23 protein-coding genes are annotated in these 21,285 nt (G+C 63.1%); 14 read left to right on the top strand and 9 right to left on the bottom strand.

Annotated features, from left to right (window positions below):
- The 7 genes from F3J20_RS14950 (at position 1) to F3J20_RS14920 (ending at position 4,944) form a co-directional block, all read left to right on the top strand.
- Positions 1 to 753 (top strand): class I SAM-dependent methyltransferase, encoded by a 753-nt coding sequence (locus F3J20_RS14950; protein ID WP_167283751.1) that lies wholly within the window; start codon positions 1 to 3, stop codon positions 751 to 753.
- A 312-nt stretch (positions 754 to 1,065) separates the two neighbouring features.
- Positions 1,066 to 1,467, top strand: a complete 402-nt coding sequence (locus F3J20_RS14945) for a hypothetical protein (RefSeq protein ID WP_167042681.1) — start codon at positions 1,066 to 1,068, stop codon at positions 1,465 to 1,467.
- Positions 1,468 to 1,738: 271 nt separating this feature from the next.
- Positions 1,739 to 2,320: a PAAR domain-containing protein gene (locus F3J20_RS14940; RefSeq protein ID WP_167283750.1), complete on the top strand. Its 582-nt coding sequence runs from the start codon at positions 1,739 to 1,741 to the stop codon at positions 2,318 to 2,320.
- 4 nt (positions 2,321 to 2,324) lie between these two features.
- On the top strand, positions 2,325 to 3,116 hold the full coding sequence (locus F3J20_RS14935; protein WP_167283749.1) for a hypothetical protein: 792 nt from the start codon (positions 2,325 to 2,327) through the stop codon (positions 3,114 to 3,116).
- Positions 3,117 to 3,130: 14 nt separating this feature from the next.
- Positions 3,131 to 3,355 carry a hypothetical protein gene (locus F3J20_RS14930; RefSeq protein ID WP_167042685.1) on the top strand — a complete coding sequence of 75 codons (225 nt, stop codon included), beginning with the start codon at positions 3,131 to 3,133 and terminating at the stop codon, positions 3,353 to 3,355.
- Positions 3,356 to 3,712: 357 nt separating this feature from the next.
- Positions 3,713 to 4,192 (top strand): hypothetical protein, encoded by a 480-nt coding sequence (locus F3J20_RS14925; protein ID WP_167042687.1) that lies wholly within the window; start codon positions 3,713 to 3,715, stop codon positions 4,190 to 4,192.
- An 11-nt stretch (positions 4,193 to 4,203) separates the two neighbouring features.
- The gene (locus F3J20_RS14920) at positions 4,204 to 4,944 is read left to right on the top strand and encodes a hypothetical protein (protein WP_167283748.1); all 741 of its coding nucleotides are present in this window, start codon (positions 4,204 to 4,206) and stop codon (positions 4,942 to 4,944) included.
- Positions 4,945 to 4,957: 13 nt separating this feature from the next.
- Here F3J20_RS14920 and F3J20_RS14915 read toward each other — a convergent pair whose 3' ends face one another.
- The 3 genes from F3J20_RS14915 to F3J20_RS14905 form a co-directional block, all read right to left on the bottom strand.
- Positions 4,958 to 5,158, bottom strand: a complete 201-nt coding sequence (locus F3J20_RS14915) for a DUF2783 domain-containing protein (RefSeq protein ID WP_167283747.1) — start codon at positions 5,156 to 5,158, stop codon at positions 4,958 to 4,960.
- Positions 5,159 to 5,190: 32 nt separating this feature from the next.
- Entirely contained in the window at positions 5,191 to 6,978 is a 1,788-nt protein-coding gene (locus F3J20_RS14910; RefSeq protein WP_167283746.1) for an FAD-dependent oxidoreductase, read from the bottom strand.
- 115 nt (positions 6,979 to 7,093) lie between these two features.
- Positions 7,094 to 8,053, bottom strand: a complete 960-nt coding sequence (locus F3J20_RS14905) for an MBL fold metallo-hydrolase (RefSeq protein WP_167283745.1) — start codon at positions 8,051 to 8,053, stop codon at positions 7,094 to 7,096.
- Between the two features lie 267 nt (positions 8,054 to 8,320).
- Between F3J20_RS14905 and F3J20_RS14900 the strand changes: the two genes are divergently transcribed.
- The 3 genes from F3J20_RS14900 to F3J20_RS14890 all read left to right on the top strand — a co-directional run bounded on the left by F3J20_RS14900 (position 8,321) and on the right by F3J20_RS14890 (position 10,487).
- The gene (locus F3J20_RS14900; RefSeq protein ID WP_167042858.1) at positions 8,321 to 8,626 is read left to right on the top strand and encodes a hypothetical protein; all 306 of its coding nucleotides are present in this window, start codon (positions 8,321 to 8,323) and stop codon (positions 8,624 to 8,626) included.
- 75 nt (positions 8,627 to 8,701) lie between these two features.
- On the top strand, positions 8,702 to 9,634 hold the full coding sequence (locus tag F3J20_RS14895) for an IclR family transcriptional regulator (RefSeq protein WP_345889886.1): 933 nt from the start codon (positions 8,702 to 8,704) through the stop codon (positions 9,632 to 9,634).
- A gap of 13 nt (positions 9,635 to 9,647) precedes the next feature.
- Positions 9,648 to 10,487 (top strand): IclR family transcriptional regulator, encoded by an 840-nt coding sequence (locus F3J20_RS14890; RefSeq protein WP_345889885.1) that lies wholly within the window; start codon positions 9,648 to 9,650, stop codon positions 10,485 to 10,487.
- A gap of 22 nt (positions 10,488 to 10,509) precedes the next feature.
- Here F3J20_RS14890 and F3J20_RS14885 read toward each other — a convergent pair whose 3' ends face one another.
- The 3 genes from F3J20_RS14885 to F3J20_RS14875 all read right to left on the bottom strand — a co-directional run bounded on the left by F3J20_RS14885 (position 10,510) and on the right by F3J20_RS14875 (position 13,381).
- Positions 10,510 to 11,370, bottom strand: a complete 861-nt coding sequence (locus tag F3J20_RS14885; RefSeq protein WP_167283742.1) for an SIS domain-containing protein — start codon at positions 11,368 to 11,370, stop codon at positions 10,510 to 10,512.
- An 87-nt stretch (positions 11,371 to 11,457) separates the two neighbouring features.
- The gene (gene ugpC / locus F3J20_RS14880) at positions 11,458 to 12,540 is read right to left on the bottom strand and encodes a sn-glycerol-3-phosphate ABC transporter ATP-binding protein UgpC (protein ID WP_167042703.1); all 1,083 of its coding nucleotides are present in this window, start codon (positions 12,538 to 12,540) and stop codon (positions 11,458 to 11,460) included.
- 67 nt (positions 12,541 to 12,607) lie between these two features.
- Positions 12,608 to 13,381, bottom strand: a complete 774-nt coding sequence (locus F3J20_RS14875) for an SDR family oxidoreductase (protein WP_167042705.1) — start codon at positions 13,379 to 13,381, stop codon at positions 12,608 to 12,610.
- A gap of 290 nt (positions 13,382 to 13,671) precedes the next feature.
- Between F3J20_RS14875 and F3J20_RS14870 the strand changes: the two genes are divergently transcribed.
- The 3 genes from F3J20_RS14870 to F3J20_RS14860 all read left to right on the top strand — a co-directional run bounded on the left by F3J20_RS14870 (position 13,672) and on the right by F3J20_RS14860 (position 16,829).
- Positions 13,672 to 14,904 carry a sugar ABC transporter substrate-binding protein gene (locus tag F3J20_RS14870; RefSeq protein ID WP_167283741.1) on the top strand — a complete coding sequence of 411 codons (1,233 nt, stop codon included), beginning with the start codon at positions 13,672 to 13,674 and terminating at the stop codon, positions 14,902 to 14,904.
- 186 nt (positions 14,905 to 15,090) lie between these two features.
- Entirely contained in the window at positions 15,091 to 15,981 is an 891-nt protein-coding gene (locus F3J20_RS14865) for a sugar ABC transporter permease (protein ID WP_167042709.1), read from the top strand.
- A complete protein-coding gene (locus tag F3J20_RS14860) occupies positions 15,978 to 16,829 on the top strand; it encodes a carbohydrate ABC transporter permease (RefSeq protein ID WP_167283740.1) in 852 nt (283 codons plus the stop codon). Before F3J20_RS14865 ends, F3J20_RS14860 begins: the two co-directional genes overlap by 4 nt.
- Positions 16,830 to 16,926: 97 nt before the next feature.
- Here the strand turns inward: F3J20_RS14860 and F3J20_RS14855 are convergent, their stop codons facing one another.
- Entirely contained in the window at positions 16,927 to 17,220 is a 294-nt protein-coding gene (locus F3J20_RS14855; protein ID WP_167042713.1) for a DUF1330 domain-containing protein, read from the bottom strand.
- Positions 17,221 to 17,444: 224 nt separating this feature from the next.
- Between F3J20_RS14855 and F3J20_RS14850 the strand changes: the two genes are divergently transcribed.
- Entirely contained in the window at positions 17,445 to 18,593 is a 1,149-nt protein-coding gene (locus F3J20_RS14850) for a peptidyl-alpha-hydroxyglycine alpha-amidating lyase family protein (RefSeq protein ID WP_167283739.1), read from the top strand.
- A gap of 151 nt (positions 18,594 to 18,744) precedes the next feature.
- Here F3J20_RS14850 and F3J20_RS14845 read toward each other — a convergent pair whose 3' ends face one another.
- Together F3J20_RS14845 and F3J20_RS14840 are read right to left on the bottom strand one after the other, a co-directional pair.
- Positions 18,745 to 19,185: a hypothetical protein gene (locus F3J20_RS14845; protein WP_167042717.1), complete on the bottom strand. Its 441-nt coding sequence runs from the start codon at positions 19,183 to 19,185 to the stop codon at positions 18,745 to 18,747.
- Positions 19,186 to 19,399: 214 nt separating this feature from the next.
- Positions 19,400 to 21,109 carry a metallophosphoesterase family protein gene (locus tag F3J20_RS14840; protein ID WP_167283738.1) on the bottom strand — a complete coding sequence of 570 codons (1,710 nt, stop codon included), beginning with the start codon at positions 21,107 to 21,109 and terminating at the stop codon, positions 19,400 to 19,402.
- Positions 21,110 to 21,285: the final 176 nt, after the last annotated feature.

The raw sequence follows: 21,285 nt of genomic DNA, 5'->3' as shown, positions 1-21,285 counted from the left end.
ATGTCCCCGGACGCCTACCTCGAAATGGCCGCGACCGAAGCCGAGCACTGGTGGTTTCGCGCGCGGCGCGACGTGCTGCGAACGATGCTCGAACGGCTCGCGTTGCCACGCGGCGCGCGCGTGCTCGAAGTCGGCTCCGGCACCGGCGGCAACCTCGATATGCTGGCCGGCTTCGGCACCGTGAGCGGCCTCGAAATGGACCCGACCGCGCGCGCGTTGAGCGCGCGTAAAACCGGCGGCCACTTCGACATTCGCGCGAGCCGCTGTCCCGACGACGTGCCGTTCGGCCGCGAGCGCTTCGAGCTAATCTGCTTTTTCGATTGCCTCGAACACATTGCCGATGACGTCGGCGCGCTCGCAGGCATAGAGCGCCTGTTGACACCGGGCGGCCGCATCGTCGTGACGGTGCCCGCGGGTCCGGGGCTATGGAGCGCGCACGACGTATATCTGCATCATCACCGCCGCTATAGCCGCGACTCGCTGATGCGTTGCGCGGCCGACGCCGGCTATGAAATCGAGCGCATCACCTACTTCAACACGCTGCTCTATCCGCTCGCGGTGGCCGCGCGCTGGGCCGACCGGCTGCTGCGCCGCAAGCGCTCGACCGGCGACGCGATTCCGCCGCGAGTGCTCAACGATGTGCTCTATCGGATCTTCAGCGCCGAGCGGCATTGGCTCGCACATGGGCCGTTGCCTTATGGGGTGTCGTTGCTTGCGGTTTTGCGTAGGCGGGGGGATGTGGTGCGGGGATAGGTTCGAATGCGTGAAGCCGCTGTGCTTCGATCTGAGGCAAGCCACGCAAATCGACACTGACCCAGTACGTTATGCTCGCCAAGTCGTGTAGACACCGCGACTCTGGATTGGCGTCCGGAAAAGGAATAGGCGGGCAACCGCCGACTGGCGGTTTTTTTACGCCCGCATCAAGCGCTCCAATGGCCGGGCCTTGGTGGGGGAGCGCTTGCGCTCGCCGGTTTCCTATTCACCGGTACGCCAACCTTGCCATGTGCCCGGCCACCCCGATTGGCGTCGGGGAGCCGGGTATCCAACCCGAATAGGAGGTGCATCTTGCGCCAGTTCCCCACTTGCCCCGAGCAAACCCGATCCCTGTTATCGGTTACCGACACTACCATCCGGTACGAACGCGAAGCACTCGAACAGCGACGTGCCGAACTCGTTTGCGCACTCGCCGCCGCCGAACAATCCATCAAGACTTTTCTGCCGGGTTCGCTCGAACATGGCAAGGCGCATGCACGCGTGGCCCGGCTGCAAAACGAATTGAGGCTCATCAAGGGTAAATCTGGAGTCGTCAAGAAACATCACGATCTTGGCGATCTTCTTATCGCAGTATGCCGCGAGCGGGCAACGCCTTCTGAATGGAAGTGCATCGTCGCAGAGGCCAGGCGGCGGCACGGGGTTCATGAACCAGTCTACCGACAGACCGAAACGACCCAAAGTAATTCAGAATAAATTTCTACAGAGGTGCGCCGAATACCTGATTTTCCGGCGCGCCCATCTTTTCAGTCTCTCTCCCCTTCGATCTTGCAAGCTATCAAGCCGAGCGAAAAAAACGCTCGGTTCTCCAAGCATTTTCAGAATTCTCCGATTGTGTGACGGCATACGGCTCAGGCAGCGTTCTATAGGCCGTTACGTCGCTGTTTGAGCAACGACTTTCTTGCAACAAGGAGACACTCGACGGACACATCATCGAATGTCAAAAATTAATTGCTGGAGTACATGCATGAAGAGAAGCTATCTGAAAATCGGAGATAAGTCGTCTGCTGGTGGTACTGTCGTTGAGGGCATCCCGTTGATGACCCACCATGGAACAGAACTGACCTTTATTGGAGCGGCCGTGACATGCCCAGCATGTAAATCCACGGGGCAGATTGTGGCTAAAGGTCCTCGCTGGCCTGGCAACTGGATGGGCAAGCAGGCCGCACTGGAGGGTGACATCTGTTCGTGTAAGTGCCATCCCTCGCCTGTGATGCTTGCTTCTCAGTCAAACATGGCGATGAACTTCGAATCGCGCGAACTGGCGAGCATATACCTTGGATCCTCGAGCAACTCGTTGGCAGATGAAGCGACAAACGGGCATTGGATTCGCTTCGCTCTGCACGACAGAGATAGTTGTGAGGGCTTGCGCTGCCGCGCTTACTTTTCTGATGGATCGGTGGAAAACGGGGTGTTCGATTCCAAAAACAAGATCTATTTCACCAGACCCAATGCCTCGCCTTGCCAGAAGGTTGAGGTTGTGCTCGATTCCAATAAGAGTTCGGGGCAGTCGGTGATGGGTAGTTTGTTGCAGGCGATGATGGGGTGATGATATGGCTCAGAATAATGCTCAGGCTATAGTAAGCGGCTCGTTTCACACTCAACAGACTCACGACATCAGGAGCGGGATTCTGGAAGCTGCGATTGCGAACTATGAGGCAATCGCGACCACCTTTGCGGCCAATGCCGTCTCTGATGACAAGGTGCGTCAGCAGTATGTGAAACACATCGAGGAGATCTCAGACCAGGTGCGCCAGGAAGTTGCTGATGGCAGCATGACGGTAAAGGAAGGCGCCGAGTATTGCAGTGACTTGCGAGACAAGCTTTTTGTTGAGTATCGCAAGTACACTTCTGCGGTGGGTGTAGCGAAAGCGGAAAAGCTCAAGCTCACGGCAAGGGGGTTTGACTATTACCTGAACAGGTATGCCCAGGCTCAGTTCGGAAAGAATTTTGATGCTCTGACTACGAAAGAGCGCAACGCCGTCTATTACACTGTGCTCAGGAAGGCGGGTGGCGGCAATGCTGATGTCACGACCAAGGTACGCAAGCTTCGGATCAGTGCTCGGATAGCAATCCTGTTCACTGCGGTTCTGGCAACGGGTGAAATTATCGCAGCCAGAGACAGGGTTAAGGAAGTCGCTCGACAAGGCAGCATCATCGCGAGCGGCATGATTGGCGGTGGACTTGCAGGCTTTGCCGTGTCCTTCGTGTGCGGTCCTGCTGAACCCGCGTGCGCGGTGGCGCTCGTTTATATTGGCAGTAACCTCGGCGGAATGGCCGGCGAAGCCGCAAACGACATCTATCAGGAAGAACGACTCGTCTTCACACATTGGGCAACCGAATAAGCCAAGACTTCGACATGTCAACCCCCGTTTTCCTGCTGTTACTCGTGCTGATTGTGGGTTCGGCCGGCATCATCATCGTCAATCTGACAGGCGATCCCGGCATTGACTATTGGGACCTCGACGGTGAAAACGAGCCCCCTGTCTCCAGGCTCGACGTGCTCAGAAAGAAACCGGTTCTCTATGGCGCGGGTGTCGTGCTGATTGGAGCCTTCATCGCATATCTGATGCTTCGCCAGTAAGAGTCCCCCGCCTGACATCACCACGCACGTCCCTTGCGTGACTTTCCGATTCGACCGCTTGCCCACATAGCTTGTCGGGGGCAGCGCACACCATTGACCGTTAGTTGCATTAAATGAAAGCACAAACACCCCTATCTACCCTACACTCATCCAATTAAATGAGAATGATTTGCATTAACAAGAAATTTGCCCCATGATTCAACCCATGGCCATGCCACCGACAACCCACCGAATAAAACCCGACGCGCTTGCCGCGTCGGCGCCGAACCGTCGCCTGCGCGTTACGCCGGCCTGCGACGCGGCATCGTCCAACCCGGCCGGCGCGACTTTCTGGACTGCGTCCATTCAGGAGCATCGATGAACTTCCGCTCTCAATACAGCAGCCGCCCCGAACTGGTCGACGATCATCCGAACGAGACCGCCTGCGCGCCCGATCACACCGTGCTTAGCGCCGTGCGCACATGGCTGCGGCCGGCCTGCGAGTCCGTGCGCGGCAGCCGGCATTGGCACGACATCCTCAGCGACGCCGGCTTGCGCAAGGAAGGCATCGAGCATTTCGATCTGCTGATGCGCTCGCTGATGCGCGCCTCCTATCGTCCGCTCGACATGCGTTGCCGCTGCGCGACCGAACTCGGCAAGGACGAGGCCGTGATCCTGCAAGCCATCGCGCTGCTGCAAAAGACCCATAGCGGCGCCGCGTTGCGCATGCTGAACGAGTGGCTGCCCGCGCCTTCGGCCAGCGGCGTGCTGAAGCTGCTGCGCTGGTTCGCGATCGACCTGCTCGACGCCGGCGTCGAACTCGACGTGCAGGCGCGCCGCGTCACCTATATGCATTGAGGACGCGATCGATGCTCATGTCACCGGAAGCGGACCTTGCGGTTGCCGCGCGTCCGTCCATCGCACCCGCCTTCGCACCCTGTCCGCTGAGCCGCCACTTTCCGCGCCATGCCGTCATCCCGTCGGCGGGCGAACTGCTGCTGTGGCGCTTTCGTTGCGAATGGTTGCCGGTGTCCGTGCAGGAAGGCGACTCGTGGCTGTCGAAGTCGGAACGCGAGCGCGCGCGGATGCATCCGAACGCGGCGCTGCGCAAGCGCTTCATCAGCGCGCGCGTGGTGGTGCGCTGGATCGTCGCGCATCTGTTCGAGTGCAAGCCGCGCGACGTCGAATTGCATGACGACGGCGACGACAAGCTACGCGCGCATCATCCACGCGACGGGCGCGGCATCGTCGTCGATATCGTGTATGGCGGTATCTGGATCGTGATCGGCCTCGCGAAGACGGCGCTCGGCCTGAGCGTCGTGGTGCCCGCGCCTCGCCCGGCGCTCGACGCCTCGCCCGCAGGACTGCACCGGCTCGCACGCTACGCCAGCCTGCGCAGCGCACTGCGCGATACGTCGATCGTTGTCGAGCCGAATCTGCTTTCCGGCGAGACGGCGAGCGTCGCACTCGATCTCGCGCATCACGGCGAGTGGCACGTACACGATCTGCCGATGGGCGGCCAGGTGCGCGCGGCGGTCGCGGTCGCGCAACCGGTGACGAAAGCGTGGCTGATCGGCTGGCCGAAGGGAACGACGCAACCCGCCGCCTAACGCACGCTTTGCGTTAGCTTTCGAGCGCCCCCTCGCGCGCGCGGCGCATCGCTTCGAGCAACGTCGCTTCATCGCCGATATGATTCGCGAGCAGCAGAATCAGTTGCGCATTGGCCGACTGGCTCTGCGCATCGTCGAGCCCGCGATGCATGTCGATCAGCGCTTCGTAGAAGTCATCGGGGCGCGCGAGATTCGGTTGCGTATTCAGTGCCATGTCTGTCTCCCGACTCTCTCTTTAGTGTTTCTTCAGTGCGCTGCCGGTATGGCATTCGCGCTTGCACGTACATCGGCGCTCGCCTGCATGCTCCCGGCCGCGCCTTCGACGCACAGCGCACGCCTGAGCGCATGCTCGACCGCCTCGGCGTCGAGTCGCCGCCAACGCGCGCAGACGTGCTGATCCGGCCGGATCAGATAGAACGTGCCGGGCTTCGCGTCATAGCGCGTGCCGGCCAGTCCCTCGATATCGTGCACCACGCGGATATTCGCCGGCAGGTGGGTCAGCGTGAAAGCATCATCGCTCACTTCGCCCAGCATCACGATGACGAGCTTCAGCGGAATCGGCGCCGCGCGCAGTACGTTCAACGCGGTCCGCGTCGCCTGATCGACGCCATGCTGGTCGCAGAACAACATACCCGTGAATGGCTCGCCGAGTTGCCGCAGCAACCAGGCCGGCTCGCCATCCATCCGCAGCGGCGCGTCGACGCACGCGGCGCCCGGCACCAGCGCGCCCTCGAAACGGTCCTTGTCCGGCGTATTGAGCGGCGAATCGCGCAACACGGCCGGCACCGACAAACGCCCGCTATTCGTCAACTGACGCGCGAACGGATAGTGCCGCGACAGCTTCAGCACGGCATCGCGAAACACGCGGCTCACCGCGCTCTTCGGCGTGATGAAATCGGTCGAACGCGTCGAGTGGCGAATGTTTTCGTCGGCGGCGAATTCGCGTTCGCTCGCATACGTGTCGAGCAATGCATCGGGCGCCTTGCCGCCGAGCACCATTGCGAGTTTCCATGCGAGGTTCTCGGCGTCCTGCACGCCGCTATTCGCGCCGCGCGCGCCGAACGGCGACACGCCATGCGCGGAGTCGCCCGCGAACAGCACGTTGCCGTGCCGGAAGCGCTCCATGCGCGTACACGAAAACGTATAGACGCTGACCCACTCGAGTTCGAACTTCGCATCGGCGCCGAGCAATGCGCGCACGCGCGGCATCACGCGTTCGGGTGTTTTTTCGAGCGCGGGATCGGCGTCCCAGCCAAGCTGAAAATCGATGCGCCATACGTTGTCCGGCTGCCGATGCAACAGCACCGACTGATTCGGATGAAACGGCGGATCAAACCAGAACCAGCGCTCGATCGGAAACTCCGCTTCCATTTTCACGTCGGCGATCAGGAAGCGGTCGCGGAACGTAACGCCTTTACTGTCGAGTCCCATCATGTTGCGCAGCGGACTGCGCGAGCCATCGGCAGCAATCACATAGCGGCCACGCAGCGCATAGATGCCGTCCGGCGTTTCGACGCTCAGCGTGACGCTCGCGTCGCACGCGCCCGGCGTGCCGTGCTGCTGCACGCCGACCACCTTGCTCTTCCAGCGAATCTCGAGATTCGCGAGTTCCCGCGCACGTTCGAGCAGAAAGCCTTCGACGTAGTACTGCTGCAGATTGATGAACGCGGGCCGGTGATGCCCCGCTTCCGGTTGCAGGTTGAATGTGTAGACGAGTTCGCTCTTCAGAAACACCTTGCCGACGTTCCAGCTGATGCCCTTGTCGACCATCCTCTGCCCGCAGCCGAGGCGGTCGAAAATATCGAGCGAGCGCTTCGAGAAACAGATCGCCCGCGATCCTCTGGATAGCGAACAATCGTCGTCGACGAGTACCACCGGCACGCCCTGCTGCGCGAGATCGATCGCGGTGGCCAAGCCCACCGGTCCCGCGCCGACCACGATCACCGGATAGGCCGCCGGCTCCTCTGCACCTGGCATGCGCTGCTCGCGGCACGGCCGATATTCGAACGACAGCGCCTGATAATCGATGCTCATCTCGTGTCTCCGTCCCGCCGCGCTCTATGGCGCGGCTTCGCGTGTACTTCCGCGCCGGTCTGCTTCCGCGCCAGGCTCTCTGCTTCGGTGTTTCTGCTTCTGCGCTCCTGCGCTATCAGACTTGCAGCGCGGCCCACATCTCCTTGTCGCGCTGCGCGGTCCAGATGCGCGGATGCGCGATGCCGCTCGCTTCGTCGAACGCGCGCGACACGTCGAACGGCAGACAATGCTCGTAGATGAAGACGTGGCCGAACTTCAGGTCCATCGCCTCGCGCGTATGCGCCATCGCGGCCTTCAGGTCGAGCTTTCGCGCGACCGCTTCACGGCCCGTCTGCAATAGCGTCGTGACGAAATCCTTCGTGTAATCGAGGCCCTTGTCGACGTCGGCCGGCGTGGTCAGCGCGGGGCCGCGGCCCGGCACGAGCTTGTCGGCCTGCAGCGCGCGCAACGCTTCGAGCGTGGCCGGCCACTGTTCGAGCTGCGCGTCGCCGCAATAGCAGGCCGCTTCGTATTCGACGAGATCGCCGGAAAACAGCACCTTCTGCGACGGCAGCCACACGATCGTGTCGCCCTTCGTATGACCGGCGCCCAGATGCGCGATGCGCACTTCGAGCTTGCCGAGAAACAGCGTGATTTCCCGCTCGAACACGAGCGTCGGCCACGTGAGTCCCGGCACCGTTTCGACGCCGGCAAAGAGGCGCGGAAAGCGCTCGATCTCCGACTTCATGTCCGCTTCGCCGCGCTCGACGATCATCTCGTACGTGCCGCGGCTCGCGATGATCTGCTGCGCGCCCTCGGCGAAATACGCGGACGCGCCGAGCACGCGCACCGCATGGTAATGCGACAGCACGACGTATTTGATCGGCTTGTCGGTGACGCTGCGAATCCTTGCGATCAGGTCCTGCGCCATGGCGGGCGTCGCAGTGGTGTCGACGATCAGCACGCCGTCGTCGCCGATGACGACGCCCGAGTTCGGATCGCCCTCGGCGGTGTACGCATAGGCGTTCTCGGACAGTTGGGTCCACGTGACTTTCTTCGCTTCGAGATCGGCCTGCGATGCAAATGCCTTTGCCATGCTTGTCTCCGTCGGGGATGGGGGCGAGGCGAGACGGCGTGGCGCATCGGCAGGAAGACCGAAGGGCCAGCGGGATTGGAAGCTTGTCTCGCCCCGCTTTGTGTTCGGTCATTGCGCCGGTGTGTCGGGGTGAATGCATGGTATGGTCGTCACGTTTTATTTGTCAATAGCTAAAAGTATCGCTATACGCAAACCAACGGCGACGCGCAGAATCCATGTGCAAGCAAACAGCATTCGCAAATTACCAGCACTGCAGAGGTTGATGAAATGACCCAACGCCTTCGTGCCACCGTGATTTTTTATAACGAGGAAACGCAACAGCTCCAGCTGTGTACCGTGTACCGGGACGAAATCCAGGGAGCCATCGACCGGCAGATCGCGCGCGGATCGGCAATGAATGTGCCGCTTGGCTCCGACGACCCGACTGCTCCGCTGACCGACGAAACCTTACGGCAGATTGGCGGCATGGCCGTCCTCAACCAGGCTTCGGTACATCCCGAGTTGCGCGGCCGCTTGCAGGTCTCGCTCGAACACCCGGTCGACTGGGCTCCTGGAAAGCCGCCTATCGGGTAGCTCTTGCCCGGCGCGGTCTTGGGAGAAGGCAATCCTTCGATTAACATGAAGCGCTTTTTACGGACGAACGCGAATGTGAGCAAAGCGACGAAATCGGCGGCAAGCGCGAACGGTACGGCGATTACAAGCCGCGCGAGGAGCAAAGGCTCACGCCTGAGCAGCGGCAGCACTGACAGCGCCGACAATGCGCCCCCGGAAACCGCCAAACCGCAACGCGGCATTCAAAGCGTCGAAGTGAGCGGCCGCGTGCTGCTCGCGCTCGCTGGCGCTCGCGTTCCGCTTGCGCTGTCCGATCTCGCGAGTGCCGCGCAGATCGCGCCAGGCCAGGCACATGCCTACCTCGTGAGCCTGAGCCGCCTGGGACTCATCAAGCGCGACGAACTGTCGGGCCGTTACGAGCCTGGGCCGCTCGCGCTGCGGCTCGGTCTGCTGCGGCTCGAAAACCAGCCCGCATTCCGCGCCGCCGTGCCGCGCGTCGCGGCGCTCGCCGAGGCGATCGGCTTTAGCGTCGCGATCTGCATTGCCGCGCCGCAGGGGCCGACCATCGTCCGCTACGAGCATGCGGGGTTCCCGCTGCACGTCAATCTGCATATCGGCACCGTGATGTCGTTGCCGGCGACCTCGACGGGACGCGTGTTTTGCGCGTATCTGCCGCGCGAGACGCTCGACGCGATGTGGGCGAATCAGTCCGGCGCAGCCGAGCGCGCGATGACGACACCCGCCGGACGCGCCGCGTTCGAGACGACGCTCGAACGCATTCGCGCGCGCGGGCTCGAGAGCAGTGTCGACGCGCCGAGTCCCGGCATCAGCAGTCTGAGTGCGCCGGTGCTCGACGGCGAAGGCCGCCTTCTACTCGCGCTGACGGTAATCGGCTCGACCGGCGCGATCGACGTGGCTGCCGACGGCCCGCTTGCGCATGCGTTGCTCGCCACGGCGAGCGAGATCGGCGCCGAACTCGCGGTGTCTTCTTCCGCGTCTTCGACATTGGCACTCGCCTCATCCCTATAGCCCGCTTTCCATCGTGACCGATTCCGCCCCGCTCTCTCCCGACGCCGCCGACGCCAAACCGCAGCGCGGCATTCAAGCGCTCGACAACACCGGCGACCTGCTGAACGCACTCGCCACCGCCGCGCGGCCGCTGAGTCTGCGCGATCTCGCAGCCGCGGCCGGCATGCCGCCCGCGAAAGCGTTTCCGCATCTCGTGAGTCTGCTGAAAATCGGTCTGCTGAGCCGCGATGCGGCGGGCTGCTTCGAGGCCGGACCGCTTGCGCTCGAACTGGGTTTGATCGGCTTGCAGCGCCTCTCGCCGACGCGCGAGGCCGAGCCCGAAGTCATCGATCTTGCGGCCTCGACCGGCATGAGCGTCGCGATGGCGGTGCTCGGACCGCTCGGGCCGACCGTCGTGCGCCTCGAAGAAGCGGCACGGCCATTGCATGTGAGCTTGCGGGTCGGCACGGTGATGTCGCTCGTCAATACCGCGATTGGCCGCGTGTTTGCTGCGTATGTCGCCGACGACGTGCGCGTGGGTCTGCTCGCCCAGGATCATCTGCGGCTCGCAGGCGCGAGCGCAACGGCTATCGCCACGCAAAAAAGCCGCTACGCGCAACGTCTCGCGCAGATTCGCTCGCATGGCATCGATACCGCATTGAGCCGTCCGGTGCCTGGCATCGACACGCTCGCCGCGCCCGTGCTCGATCACACGGGCAGCATCTGCGTCGTGCTTGCGGTAATGGGGACAAGCGGCAGCTTCGATTGCGAACCGTCGGGCCAGCCTGCGCGGATCTTGCGCGCCGCCACACTGCGATTGTCGCGACGGTTCGGGTGGATGGCAGCGAACGATGCGGAAAGTGGGGGGACGTAGGCGCTTTTCCGCCAAGCGACACCTACCCCGCCCCCTCCGGCTCATGCGACCCGAGCCTCGCCTTCGCATGGCGCATCTTTTCGAGCGTCTGCGGACCGGCCTTCAAGGCGACGCCGATCGCCAGCGCATCCATGATGCACAACTGCACGAGCCGCGACACGCCTGGCGTATTCGGATCGATCGGGCTCGGCACGCGCAGCAGCAGTGGAATATCGACGAGCCAGGCAAGCCGCGAACCGACGTTGGTCAGCGCGATTGTCGTCGCGCCGCGCTCCTTCGCGATCTGGATGCTCTCGTTCACCTCGACGCTGCGCCCCGAATGCGAGATCGCGAACGCCACGTCGCCGGGTTCCATCAGGCCCGCGTAAAGCCGCTGCAAATGACCGTCGGTAAACGACGCCGCGGCGATGTCGATACGCAGAAAGCGCAGCGCCGCGTCCTGCGCGACGAGCCCCGAGCCCGAACCCACGCCGAAGAAAAACACGCGCCGCGCGCTCGATAGCGCGGCAATCGCGCTTTCGACCACGGCCGGATCGAGCGCGCCACGCGCGTGCGTGATGCCATCGATCGCCGCCTCGCCGACCTTGTCCATCAGGGTCTGCACGTCGTCGTCGCGCGCGACCGTGGCCGACGCGTACGGCAGTCCGCCCGCCACGCTCTGCGCGAGCTGCATCTTGAAGTCGCGCAGACCATGCGCGCCGATCGCGCGGCAAAAACGCGTGACGGAAGGCTCGGACACGTCGGCGCGTTGCGCGAGTTCGGTAATGCTCGCGCGCATCGCGAAGTCGACGTCGGCGAGCACCATCTCGGCGACCTTGCGCTCGGCGGGCCGCAGACTCGCAAGCGCGCCGCGGATATGGGGAATCAAGTTCGCTGCGGACACCCGGTGTTCCTTAGGGTCTGTTACAGAGGGACCCGCGTCGCTCGCGGCTGGTTCGGCTCGAATGAGCCCCGAGCGGCAACACGCGGTTCAGACCAGCCTGCGTCCACTCTCCGTATCGAACAGATGAATGCATTCGGCCGGCAAGCGCAGTGCGACTCGCTGGCCGGGCTCGATCCTCGAGCGCTCGCGCGTCGTCACGCACCATGTGACGACGCCAATTTTCCCATACAGATGCGTCTCGGCGCCGGTCGGCTCGATCACTTCGACGTCGAGCTCGGCATCGGGCGTTTGCGTCGCGATTTCGATGTGCTCGGGCCGCACGCCGAGCGTGACCTTCGCGCCAACCACCGCCGAGGCCGGCGCGCCGTCGAGCGCGACCTCGCCGCCGTCCGCGAGTTTCAGCGCAAGACCCGCGCCTTGCGTGCGATTGACGATCACGCCCTCGGCAAAATTCATCGACGGCGAACCGAGAAAGCTCGCGACGAACAGATTCGCGGGCCGGTCGTACAGTTCGAGCGGCATGCCGATCTGCTCGATGCGCCCCGCGTTCATCACGACGATGCGATCGGCCATCGTCATCGCCTCGATCTGATCGTGCGTGACGTAGATCACCGTATTCTTCAGCCGCTGATGCAGCGCCTTGATTTCGGTGCGCATCTGCACGCGCAGTTTCGCGTCGAGATTCGACAGCGGTTCGTCGAACAGGAACAGCGACGGCTCGCGCACCACCGCGCGGCCCATCGCCACGCGTTGCCGCTGGCCGCCCGACAGCGCGCGCGGCAAGCGGTCCAGATAGCCGCTGAGATTCAGCATCTTCGCGGCGGCGTCGATGCGCGGCTTGAATCTCGCCGAGGATTCCTTACGAATCCGCGGACCGAATGCGATGTTGTCGTAGACCGACAGATGCGGATAGAGCGCATAGCTCTGGAACACCATCGAGATATTGCGCTGCTGCGGCGCGAGCGTATTCGCACGCGTGCCGCCGATCATCAGATCGCCGCCGCTGATCTCTTCGAGCCCCGCCACCATCCGCATCAGCGTGCTCTTGCCGCAGCCCGACGGACCGACCAGCACGACGAACTCGCCGTCGTCGATGTCGAGATCGATGCCGTGCACGACCTGCGTGTCGCCATAGCGCTTGAAGATGCCGCTCAGTTGCACTGCTGCCATGCTGTCCTCATTGTCTTGCTGCGTGTTGTCTTGCCTGCGTCGTTACCCATGCGCTCAAGGCGCCGGCTCAAAACGATTCGAGCGTCAGTTCCTCGGCCATCAAACGGTTGCCCGCCATCAACCCGCCGTCCACCGGCAGCGCGACGCCGGTAATCACGCGCGCCATCGGCGAGGCGAGAAACAGCACCGCGTCGGCAATATCGTCGGGCGTCGCGAAGTCGCGCAACGGGTACCACTTTTTCAGGTCCTCGAACACCTGCGGGTTTTTATCGACCCGCGCCTGCCACGCCTGCGTCTTCACCGTGCCCGGACACACGATGTTCGCGCGAATGCCGTAGCGGCCCAGTTCGATGGCGAGTGCTTTCGTATAACTGACGAGCCCGGCCTTCGCCGCGCTATACGCGGGATGGCCAAGCGCCGCGAGTCCGTTCACCGAGCCGATCAGCACGAGCGCGCCGCGTTGCCGCTCGATCATCGAGGCACGCACCGCTTCCACCGTGTGATACGTGCCGTTCAGATTCAGATGCACGTCGCGCTGCCAGCTCGCGGCATCGGTCGTCGCGAGCGTCGTGCCGAGCGCCGCGCCCGCGTTCGCGACCAGCACGTCGACTGGCCCACGCGTCGCGACCGCCGCGGCCACCGCCTGCTGCACCGCAGCGGCGTCGCCGAGATCGACCGCGACCGGCGTGACGTTGTCCTTGCCGAGTTGCGCGCTCAGCGCTTGCAGCGCGGCCGCGTCGATGTCGAGCGCGAGCACCGTGTCGCCCTCCGCCACGAAGCGCCTGCACAACACGCTGCCGATCCCGCCGCACGCCCCTGTCACCAACACCACACGATTCATCTCGACCTCACTCGTCCACGCCCCGCCCGTGCCACCCGAGCCGCGGACCACTCTGTAAATTTCCTACAAGCCTGATGCGAGCCACGCTCGTGGTGATCCCGAAGAATGGGTTTTCGTGTCATCACGCAATGCAGAATACCCCATGCTTTACAGCATCTTATGCACAAACCCGGGGTAAAAGAAATATCGCAGACCCTACGTGACAAGCCATTTTTCGTCATGTAGGATTTTTTCAAACAATCAACCCAAGGCGGCCGGCGACGGCGGCAAACCACCCACAGGAGAGAGAAATGTCGTTGCATGCCCGTGCTTCCCTCGCGCTAGGCAAAGTCGCCGTGGCGCTCGCGTTTGCAGGTATCGCCGTGGCGGCCCACGCCGACACGGTCCGCGTGACCGTCGCTCACTACAGCGATGCCACCGCGCCGTACTTCAAGAAAATGGCGCGCAACTTCGAGAAGGCCAACCCCGGCACGACCATCAAGATCGAAGACGTGAACTGGGACACGCTGCAACAGAAGCTGCAAACGGACATTTCCGGCGGCGCCAACGCCGACCTCGCGATCGTCGGCACGCGCTGGCTGCTCGACTTCGTGAAGGACGACGTGGCCGAGCCGCTCGACGGCTACATGGACGCGAACTTCAAGAACCGCTTCATCGGGCCGTTCCTGGCTCCTGGCCAGATCAACGGCAAGACCTACGGCCTGCCGATTGCCGCTTCGGCTCGCGCGCTCTACTACAACAAGGACCTGCTCGCGAAGGTCGGCTATCCCGACGGCCCGAAGAGCTGGAGCGACGTGATCGACGCGTCGAAGAAACTGAAGGCGCAAGGCATTGCCGGCTTCGGTCTGCAAGGCAAGGAAATCGAAACCGACGTCTACTATTACTACGCGCTGTGGACCAACGGCGGCGACGTGGTCGGCAAGGACGGCAAGGCCGCGTTCAATTCGCCGGCCGGCATCAAGGCCGCCACGCTCTACAAGACGATGATCGACCAGGGGCTCACGCAACCGGGCGTGACCGGCTATAGCCGCGAAGACGTGCAGAACCTCTTCAAGCAGGGCCGCGTCGCGATGGCGATCTCGGCGCCGTTCCTCGCCAAGCAGATCAAGAAGGAAGCGCCGAACCTCAAGTACGGCATCGATCCGGTGCCGATGGGCACGACGCACGCGACATACGCGGTCACCGATTCGATCGTGATGTTCAAGAACTCGAAAGTGAAGAAGAGCGCGTGGAAGTTCCTCGACTATCTGTTCACGAAGGAACCGCGCGTCGAGTTCACGACGACCGAGGGCTTCCTGCCGACCACGAAGGCCGAAGCAGCGGACCCGGCATTCAACGATCCGGATACCAAAGCATTTGTCGCGTTGCTGCCGACCGCTCACTTCGCGCCGACCGTAACGGGTTGGGAAGACACCGCGAAGGCCGTGACCGACGCGATGCAGTCGATCTACCTCGGCAAGGCGCAACCGGCCGACGCGCTGAACGCCGCGGCGGCGCAGGCGAACAAGTCGCTTGGTCACTGAGGCACCGTCGTTCGGAATAATCGGGCGTTGACGGGTAGAATCCGGAACGCGCGCCGCCGTTGCCACGACGGCGCGCGAGTCCGCTTCGGCACGGCTTCACCCAACAGTCCGATTACTTGACGCACTCTCCGGCCCATTCCGTCGCGCCCGCCGTGTAACGCGGGCGCGTCTTACGATCGAGCACGCATGAGCCGTTCCGTTTCTCCGCGCGCGCACGCGCCCTGGTTGCTGATCGCGCCGAGCCTCGTGCTCGCGCTGTTCATCATCAGCTACCCGATTTTCAACATCGTGTGGCAATCGCTGCACGAGGTGTCGCGCTTCGGCGCGATTCGCGACTTCACCGGTCTGCAGAATTTCATCAACGTGTTCCAGGACCCGGTGTTTCTTTCTTCCGTGCGCCGCACGATTGTCTGGACCGTGTGCGTGGTGGGCGGCACCGTCGCGATCTCGGTGCCGGTCGCGCTGATTCTGAATCAGGACTTCCACGGCCGCGGCATCGCCCGCACGATCGTGATGCTGCCGTGGTCCGTCTCGCTGACGATGACCGCCGTCGTATGGCGCTGGGCCTTCAACGACGACTACGGCATGGTCAACGTCACGCTGCAGCGGCTCGGTTTGATCGGCGGCCCGATACATTGGCTCGCCACGCCCGAGCTCGCATTTCCTGTAGAAATCGCGGTCGGCATTCTCGTGTCGATTCCGTTTACGGTGACGATCTTCCTCGGCGGCCTCTCCTCGGTGCCGGGCGATATCTACGAAGCCGCGCGCATCGACGGCGCGAGCGCATGGCAGCAGTTCCGCCTGTTGACGATGCCGCTCCTGCGCCCATTCATCAACATGGCGATCCTGCTGAACGTGATCTACGTGTTCAACTCGTTTCCGATCATCTGGGTCATGACCCAGGGCGGCCCCGACAACGGCACGCACATTCTCGTCACGTACCTGTACGAACTGGGGTTCCGGCTCGGACGCCCCGGCGAGGCCGCCGCCGTGTCGCTCATCATGCTCGTCATGCTGTTCGTGTTCTCGATTGCCTATCTGCGTCTGCAACGCGCGAAAGAAGGAGCGCCGTCATGAGTCTCAGTGCCCGGACAAAGCGCTCGCTGTGGTGCTGGCTCGCGCTCTCGCCGCTCGTGATCGTCGTGCTGTTTCCGTTCGCGGTGATGTTCTTCACCGCCGTAAAACCGGCTTCGGAGATCTTCGTGTACCCGGCGCGCTGGCTGCCGGTGCACTGGCAGTGGCGCAATTTCGTCGACATGTGGGAAGCGGCCAACTTCGGCGTCGCGCTGCGCAACAGCACGATCATCAGTTTGCTGTCGACCTCGCTCGCACTCGCGGTGAGCCTGCCCGCCGCTTACGCGCTCGCGCGTTTTCCGTTTCGCGGACGCGGCCTGTACCGCCAGTTCCTGCTCGTCACGCAGATGCTCTCGCCGATCCTGCTCGTGGTCGGCCTGTTCCGCCTTGCCGCAATGATTCCGTGGGGCGACGGCAATCTGGTCGATTCGAAGATCGGCGTGATCGTGTCGTATGCGGCGTTCAATATCGCGTTCGCGGTGTGGATGCTGTCGTCGTACTTTCAGACCGTGCCGCAGGACCTGGAAGAATCGGCATGGCTCGAAGGATGCAGCCGCACCCGCGCGGTATTCAAGGTGTTTCTGCCGCTGGCGGTGCCGGCCATCGTCGTGACCGCGATCTTCACGTTCATCAATGCATGGAACGAGTTCGCGGTGGTCTATACGCTGATCCGCTCACCGGAGAACAAGACGCTGACCGTGCAGGTGACCGATATGGTCGCGGGCAAGTACGTCGTCGAATGGCATCTCGTGATGGCGGCAACCTTGTGCGCGACCTTGCCGGTGTCGGTCGTGTTCGCGTGGTTGCAGCGCTATCTCGTGAAGGGGCTGGCGCTGGGCGCAGTGAAGTAGCGCTGATGGGGTAGCGACGAGATAGACCTCGCGCTGCCGCACGTGTTGCGGCGCAGGCAACTCGTGCGGCTGATTCGTCTGGCTTGCGCGCTGCGCGTCAGTCGACGCCGCGCACGATGCGCAAATCGCGCTCGACGCCATCGCCCAATGCGGCCAGCGCCTTCTTGTACTCCTCGCTGTCGTAAGCGGCGACGGCCTGCTCGTACGTCGGGAATTCGATCACGACCGTGCGCTCCGTGAGGCCTTGCTCGCGCGCCTCGTCCGCCACCCCACGCACGAGAAACTTGCCGCCTGCCGCGGCCACCGCGGCCGGGGCCAATTGCGCGTAGGCGGCCAGTTTCTGCGGGTCGTTCGTTTTGCGGTACGACGACACCCAATAACCCTTGCTCATTCGAATCTCCTTGTGTGATGGTTCAAAGCAGTCGCGGTGCTACATAGTAGCAAAGAGCCGCCGCGAAGCCATGACGTCGTCGCACATGAACGCTCACAACCCAAGCCCTCTCCTCATGCAACACAAGACGCCTTAGCTATTAAGCGTTTTGTGCACTACGATTGCCTTTGCACACTTCGGGTGCGAGTCGGCCCAGGTCGAACGGACAATCAAGGAGACGATGAATGAGCGAGCAATATGGCATGTTCTGTCCATGCTGCGGCATCGCGGAGCATCGGGCAATGAGCCGCAGGACTTTCATGAGCCTAATTGCCGGCAGTGCCGCGGGGCTCGCCATGCCCTCGGTATTTGCGGACACACCAACCGTTCCTTCCATCGCCTACGACTCGATTGCCAATCCCGTACGCCTGCCGGCCGACATGTATTTCGGCGAATGCTCGGGCGTCGCGCTCAATTCGCGCGGACACATCTTCGTGCTGTCGCGCGGCAACAGCACGGGCCCCGCCTATGGCGCGGCCGCGGCTCAACTGCTCGAATTCGCGCCCGACGGACGCTTCGTGCGCGAGATCGGCCATAACCTCTATGCGTGGTCGTTCGCGCATTCGGTCAAGGTTGACCGGCACGACAACATCTGGGTCACGGACAAAGGCTCCGACATGGTGATCAAGTTCACGCCGGACGGACGCGTTGCCATGGTGTTCGGCCGCAAGCAGGAAGCGTCGGACGAGGACACCGCGCCGCTCAAGCATCCGAATCCGCCGCTGCCGGCCGAGCCCGGACGCTTTCGCCAGGTAACCGACGTCGCGTGGGACAAAGCGGGCAACGCCTATATCAGCGACGGCTATATCAACTCGCGCGTCGCCAAGGTCGATCGCGACGGCAACTGGCTCAAGTCGTGGGGCGATCGCGGCACGGGTCCGGGGCAATTCCATACGCCGCACAGTATTGCCGTCGACGCAAACGACCACGTCTATGTGGCCGATCGCAGCAACCGGCGCATTCAGGTGTTCGATACCGAAGGCACGTTCCTGCGCCAGTTCACGATCGACGTGCCGGTGCCGCCGGATGCACGCCCCGCGATCGGCAACATGCCGAGCGAAGCCGACATCGCCGCGGGCACGTTCGCACCGGGCTCGCCGTGGGCCATCTGCATCTCGCCGGGGCCTCACCAGGTACTCTATAGCGCCGATGCGTTTCCCGGCCGCATCTACAAGTTGACGCTCGACGGCAAGGTACTCGGCGTGCTCGGCCAATCGGGCAAGCAGCCGAAGCAGTTCGGCTGGATTCATCAGATGGCATGTCCCGCCGAGAACACGCTATTCGTCGCGGAGCTATTGAACTGGCGGATTCAGAAGCTGATCTTGCATGCGTGATGGAAGCTGAAGGGCGCTGAATGACGTTGCGAGGTTTTTATCGCAACGTCATGCAGCGCCGCCCGGCGATTCAGCACCTTGCCGATTTCGCCGGGCCGGAAGCATGCGTCGCGAGGCGGGACCTGCCGCGCGAAAACGCGAGGCCAGCGTATCAGTCGTAACGGCGGCGCTTGTGATGACGCTTGCCCGAATGGTAGCCGCGCGAATAATCGCGCTCGTAGGAGTTCGAGCGCGAGATATTGCCACCGAGCGCCGAACCTGCACCGCCACCGACCGCCGCGCCGATCAGTCCACCGCCGCGGCCGCCCATTGCGTTGCCGGCCGCGGTGCCCGCACCGCCGCCCAGCGCGCCGCCGATAATCGCGCCCGTGCGCTCGCGGCGATTCGACGTTACGGCGCCACCGGCACCGCCGCCGACCGCGCCACCGATCACCGCGCCCGTGCTGCCGCCCACTGCGCCGCCAAGTGCGGCACCGGCCACACCGCCCAGCGCGCCGCCGAGCATGTTGTTCATATCGCCGGCCATGACCGGCAACGACGCTGCGGCGCTCAAGGCGGCCACGGCAACCATCTGGATGATTCTCTTCGACATAGCAGGTCTTTTGTTTTGATGAGACGGTGCCGAGTATAACGGCGCATTCGAAAGGCTTTTGTAACCACATAGCCGAGCGCCAGTAAGACGTGTAACAAAATGAATTCGCGTTTTTGCAGGGCATGCGCTGAACGCGAAAAAACAAGGGCCGCTCGAAATAAGCGGCCCTTGCTGCTGCGGGATTGCTACGGATTACCGAACGATATGCGCTTTCTTATTTGTGCCGTTTCTTCTTCAGCTCGATCGTTTCGAACAGTTCGTAGTCGGCGGTCGGCGTTTGATCCGCGCCGGGCGCATGGTAGTAGTTCATCGTAATCGTGGTCTCCCCGCCATGCTCGCCCGGATCGTAATCGAACACCGCGATACCGTAGCCGGTGCCGGTGTCGCGCTGCGCGGACCAGATCGCGTCTTCGACCGCATCCGCGTTGGCGCGCACGAACGCGCCCGTTGTCGTCGTCGACGGAGCCGGGCGATTCGGCTTCGTGAAAATGCGCGCTTGCGGCAGACCCGTGCCGGCATCGACGCCATACACGTCGAGCGGCGCGCTCGTGCCGCCACCGCCGAGAATCAGGTGAATCGTGCCGTGGCTCGTATCGAACGTCGACTCGCCATGCGAAACCGCCGACATGACCGGCTTCGGCTGCAACGTATCGACCGGCCGGCCCGTCGCGATGTCGGTGCCCTTGTGGTGATTGCAACCGCGCACCGGATAACTGCGCTCGTAGTCGTGATCGTGGCCGCACAGCACGAGGTCCACGCCATAGCGATCGAAGAGCGGTAGCCACGCTTCGCGAATGCCCTTGTCCGAGCCGTTGCCGGTCTTCGACGAACTGAGCGCGTCCTGATGCATCTGCACGACGATCCAGTCGATGTCGCCGTCATGTGCGGCGCGCTGCAAGACGTTTTCGAGCCAGCGTGTCTGCTCGCCGTTGCTATAGCCGCGCACGTAGAGCGAGGTGCCGGCCGGAATCGGCGGATTGCCGGTGCTCGCCACCGGCGTCAATGGCGTGGGCCCCGCAACGAATGCCGCGCCATCCTGATAGATGACGTCGTCCGCGTCGAGCGAAACGAACAGCACCGCGCCGACGCGAAAGCTGTACCAGCGGCCCTGAAAACGCGTGTGATTGTCGGGCAGCGTATAGCGCGACAGATACGACGCCTGCCCCTGCTCGCCGTTGTTGAATTCGAGTTCGTGATTGCCGGGGCACGGCATCCACGGCCGGTTCGACGCGGACGTCTGTGCATTGTTGCCGAAGTCGCGCCACACCTCGGGCTGCTGCATCGGATTCAGGTTCGCGTAGCAGAGGTCGCCGTTGAGCAGGTGAAACAGCGGCTGAAAGCGCTCGACGGCCTGCACCGCGAAGCGGCTTTGCGGCGACGACAATACCCAGTTCGTATTCGGCGTCGCGAGATCGCCGTAACTGGTCCAGCGAAACGGCGTGCGGCCATGCGGCGCGGTGCGGAAACTCGCGCTAAAGGGCTGCGACGCATTGCTGTCGTTGTCGGCCGTCACTTCGTACTGGTAATGCGTATCGGCCTTCAGATCGCGCAGGCGGGCGTGATAGCTGAAGACGACCTCGCCGTTGATGCCGTCGGTATAGGTGCTCTGCACCGCATGCACGGTGTGCCGTTGCCGGTCCGCGCCGTTCAGCCCGCTCAGGCGCACCTGCGGATTGCTTGCGACCGCGAGCGACGACCACGACACCGTGACTTCGCTCGTCGGGTCGTTGCCCCAGGTCAGATGCACCTGCTCGGGTGTGCCGTCGGGTGCGGTACCGTTTGCGCCGCGCGCCGCCGACGAAAGCGCGCCCGCGGCGGTTGCGAGACTCGATGCGCCGGCGAACTTCAGGAATCCTCGACGCGAAACGATCGATGCGCCCTGCTCGTCGGCGGGCGCTGCCTTGACGATTTTCTTGTTCGACATGTCCGGTGTTGTTGTGAGGTGGTGGAAGAATGCCAGCGCAAAACAACGCACCGCGGTGCGAGCGCGGACGCATGTGACGAACCATCGTAGCGGCGTAGCGATGACAGCCCGATGAAAACATCGGACCGGAAAAACGAAGGAATGGAAGAATCGGATTGCGAAACGAAAGCTCGTTT

This window comes from Paraburkholderia sp. Cy-641, from assembly GCF_011752945.1.
Taxonomy (GTDB): Bacteria; Pseudomonadota; Gammaproteobacteria; order Burkholderiales; family Burkholderiaceae; genus Paraburkholderia.
The sequence above is the reverse complement of the archived record's forward strand: the minus strand, read 5'-3'. Positions and strand labels throughout refer to the sequence as shown.

Bases quoted from the DNA above. Each gene is read 5' to 3' on its own strand.
- F3J20_RS14930 (WP_167042685.1), top strand. From the start codon at position 3,131: ATGTCAACCCCCGTTTTCCTGCTGTTACTCGTGCTGATTGTGGGTTCG.
- F3J20_RS14875 (WP_167042705.1), bottom strand. From the start codon at position 13,381: ATGAATCGTGTGGTGTTGGTGACAGGGGCGTGCGGCGGGATCGGCAGC.
- F3J20_RS14865 (WP_167042709.1), top strand. From the start codon at position 15,091: ATGAGCCGTTCCGTTTCTCCGCGCGCGCACGCGCCCTGGTTGCTGATC.
- F3J20_RS14840 (WP_167283738.1), bottom strand. From the start codon at position 21,109: ATGTCGAACAAGAAAATCGTCAAGGCAGCGCCCGCCGACGAGCAGGGC.
- F3J20_RS14870 (WP_167283741.1), top strand. From the start codon at position 13,672: ATGTCGTTGCATGCCCGTGCTTCCCTCGCGCTAGGCAAAGTCGCCGTG.
- F3J20_RS14845 (WP_167042717.1), bottom strand. From the start codon at position 19,185: ATGTCGAAGAGAATCATCCAGATGGTTGCCGTGGCCGCCTTGAGCGCC.
- F3J20_RS14920 (WP_167283748.1), top strand. From the start codon at position 4,204: ATGCTCATGTCACCGGAAGCGGACCTTGCGGTTGCCGCGCGTCCGTCC.
- F3J20_RS14855 (WP_167042713.1), bottom strand. From the start codon at position 17,220: ATGAGCAAGGGTTATTGGGTGTCGTCGTACCGCAAAACGAACGACCCG.
- F3J20_RS14900 (WP_167042858.1), top strand. From the start codon at position 8,321: ATGACCCAACGCCTTCGTGCCACCGTGATTTTTTATAACGAGGAAACG.
- F3J20_RS14935 (WP_167283749.1), top strand. From the start codon at position 2,325: ATGGCTCAGAATAATGCTCAGGCTATAGTAAGCGGCTCGTTTCACACT.
- F3J20_RS14910 (WP_167283746.1), bottom strand. From the start codon at position 6,978: ATGAGCATCGATTATCAGGCGCTGTCGTTCGAATATCGGCCGTGCCGC.
- ugpC (WP_167042703.1), bottom strand. From the start codon at position 12,540: ATGGCAGCAGTGCAACTGAGCGGCATCTTCAAGCGCTATGGCGACACG.
- F3J20_RS14950 (WP_167283751.1), top strand. From the start codon at position 1: ATGTCCCCGGACGCCTACCTCGAAATGGCCGCGACCGAAGCCGAGCAC.
- F3J20_RS14915 (WP_167283747.1), bottom strand. From the start codon at position 5,158: ATGGCACTGAATACGCAACCGAATCTCGCGCGCCCCGATGACTTCTAC.
- F3J20_RS14940 (WP_167283750.1), top strand. From the start codon at position 1,739: ATGAAGAGAAGCTATCTGAAAATCGGAGATAAGTCGTCTGCTGGTGGT.
- F3J20_RS14860 (WP_167283740.1), top strand. From the start codon at position 15,978: ATGAGTCTCAGTGCCCGGACAAAGCGCTCGCTGTGGTGCTGGCTCGCG.
- F3J20_RS14905 (WP_167283745.1), bottom strand. From the start codon at position 8,053: ATGGCAAAGGCATTTGCATCGCAGGCCGATCTCGAAGCGAAGAAAGTC.
- F3J20_RS14925 (WP_167042687.1), top strand. From the start codon at position 3,713: ATGAACTTCCGCTCTCAATACAGCAGCCGCCCCGAACTGGTCGACGAT.
- F3J20_RS14850 (WP_167283739.1), top strand. From the start codon at position 17,445: ATGAGCGAGCAATATGGCATGTTCTGTCCATGCTGCGGCATCGCGGAG.